This is a genomic window from Bartonella sp. CL436QHHD (assembly GCF_042195105.1).
In the GTDB taxonomy this organism is placed as follows: Bacteria; Pseudomonadota; Alphaproteobacteria; order Rhizobiales; family Rhizobiaceae; genus Bartonella.
Genome location: NZ_JBHINR010000037.1, coordinates 1 through 1,442, shown reverse-complemented (window position 1 = coordinate 1,442; position 1,442 = coordinate 1). Strand labels below are relative to the sequence as shown.

At 37.6% G+C, this 1,442-nt stretch carries 2 protein-coding genes; both read left to right on the top strand.

Features of this window, described 5'->3' with window-relative positions:
- Positions 1 to 171: 171 nt before the first annotated feature.
- Positions 172 to 573 carry a hypothetical protein gene (locus tag ACFIKN_RS05960; protein WP_026500687.1) on the top strand — a complete coding sequence of 134 codons (402 nt, stop codon included), beginning with the start codon at positions 172 to 174 and terminating at the stop codon, positions 571 to 573.
- 176 nt (positions 574 to 749) lie between these two features.
- The gene (locus tag ACFIKN_RS05955; RefSeq protein ID WP_026500686.1) at positions 750 to 1,154 is read left to right on the top strand and encodes a hypothetical protein; all 405 of its coding nucleotides are present in this window, start codon (positions 750 to 752) and stop codon (positions 1,152 to 1,154) included.
- The last annotated feature ends 288 nt before the right edge of the window (positions 1,155 to 1,442 follow it).

Sequence of the window (1,442 nt, the reverse complement as noted above, 5' to 3'; positions counted from 1 at the left end):
TTTGTGATGACCAACAATCCGCCCTCCGTGCCTTTGCTTGGAATGGCGGGATTGTTTTCTCAATCCATCATCTCAATATTGTTCACCGTTGTTTTAAGCAGCGATGACAGAAAATATCAACAAGCTTCCGAGCTGTTTTATAGTAAATAAATCCATTGAAAGAGGGGAAAAATGAAGAAAGTCTTGCAATTATTGAGCGGCATAGCTCTGTTAAGTATAGCTGGATGTGAGTATAAAGCTGAGGTTCCCTTATCAGCTTGGGAATTATGGGATAAGCCTGGTGCAAATACAATTGATATAGGGAAAGCGCTGTTAGAATGTGGCATGCCAACACCTTATAATCGTGATGAATACAACAGAAAGTTAGACGGAAATGCGAACGCATTAATTGAAGCTTGCATGGTTCAAGCAGGTTTTAGATATAAATCCGGATATTTGAGTTCGTGTGAGTTTTTTGATGCTCGTTTTCCGATTTGTCATTCAGGTGCTGTCATTCCTCAAAGAAGTGTTAAGAAACGCCTGAACAGCCCCCATTGTAAAAGAAATAGAAACAAGCCTGAATGTCTACCGTAGTTTTTTGATGATGGTATGATTAAGAGTAATCTTTAGTTTTTTTATCTTTTGCATAAGTGTGTGGGCCAATTGTATCGGCACTCAACATGTTTCAAATTGGTATGGACAGAGGAATATAAAACATCGACAAGCTTATAAGCAATCTTATGATAAAAAATCATTGAAGGAGAGAAAAAATGAAAGCAACTTTAAAGTTATTGAGTGGATTGGCTTTGCTTATTATAGCTGGATGTTTTCCAGGTCCTTACCAGGCTGTGGATGTATTAGAGAAGCTAGGAGAAGATAAGATTGAGATTAAAAAAGCACTATTAGAATGTGGAATGCTGAATCCTCATGATGATTATATGATGGATTATAGAGAGTTAAGTATAAATGCGAATACATCTATTTATGCATGTCTAACCCAAGCAGGTTTTCATAGTAAATTAGGAGGGAAGTGGAGAGATCGGTGTAGAAATTATAATGCCGAAGATCTTCCGATTTGTGTGCCAGGTGCTGTCATTCCAAAACGAAGTGTCAAGAAGCGTTTAAATAGCGCTTATTGCCAAAAATATAAAAATAAACCAGAATGCCAACCTTAAGCACTGTTTGTGATGATCAACAAACCGCTATCCTTGCCTTCACTTGGAATGGCGCGATTGTTCCCTCAATCCATCATCTCAATATTGTTCACCGTTTTTTTAAGCAGCGGTGACAGGAAATATCAACAAGCTTCCGAGCTGTTTTATTGTAAAGAAACCCACTGAAGGAGGGGAAGAATGAAGAAAATCTTAAAACTATTGAGTTGCATAGCTCTGTTAAGTATCACTGGATGTGTTAACTCAATTCCCTCACTTTCTCCAGCATTATGGAGAAATAAAATACTTTTA